Source organism: Micromonospora sp. ATLC16, from assembly GCF_057196645.1.
The window spans coordinates 1-647 of record NZ_JBXUOW010000180.1; the positions used below are offsets into that span (position 1 = coordinate 1).

At 71.6% G+C, this 647-nt stretch carries 1 protein-coding gene; it reads left to right on the forward strand.

Features of this window, described 5'->3' with window-relative positions; genetic code table 11:
* Positions 1-124: 124 nt before the first annotated feature.
* Positions 125-647 (forward strand): nucleotidyl transferase AbiEii/AbiGii toxin family protein (locus tag AC2CHE_RS26955; RefSeq protein WP_484507626.1); only part of this gene is annotated, 523 nt, incomplete at its 3' end.

Sequence of the window (647 nt, forward strand, 5' to 3'; positions counted from 1 at the left end):
CCTGGCTCGACGCCGACCTCCTCCGGCGGCTCTGGCCCACCCTCCGGCTGCCACCCCAGCTCCGCCATCGCTGGGAGGAAGCCTTCCCCGAACTCGCCGCAACCCGCAGCAACGCGGCATAGCGGTGGACCCCTTCCACGAACGCCTCGCCCGTACCGGGCTCGGCGCGGCCGACCGATACGGCTTCGCTCTGGCCGGCGGCTACGCGGTCCAGGCCGCCGGACTTCTCGAGCGGCCCAGCGAGGACGTCGACCTGTTCACCGCCTGGGACCGCCGGCGGGAGTTCACCGCCGTCGTGCACGCCTACCGAGACGACGGCCTCACCGTCGAGACCGAGCGGCAGTACGACACCTTCGCCCGGCTGGCCGTCACCGACGGTGTGCGGGTTGCCAAGGTCGAACTCGGCGTGGACTGGCGCGCCAACGAACCGATCCTCATGGCGATCGGACCGGTACTCCACCCCGACGATGCGGTCGCGAACAAGATGAGCGCCCTCTACGGACGAGCGTTCGCCCGGGACTTCATCGACATCGACGCCACCATCCGATCCGGCCGCTACACCCGCGACGCCCTGATCGCCCTCGCGCGCCGCGCCGACCGCGGCTTCGACCCGCGCATCTTCGCCGACGCCCTCGGACAAGCCACCC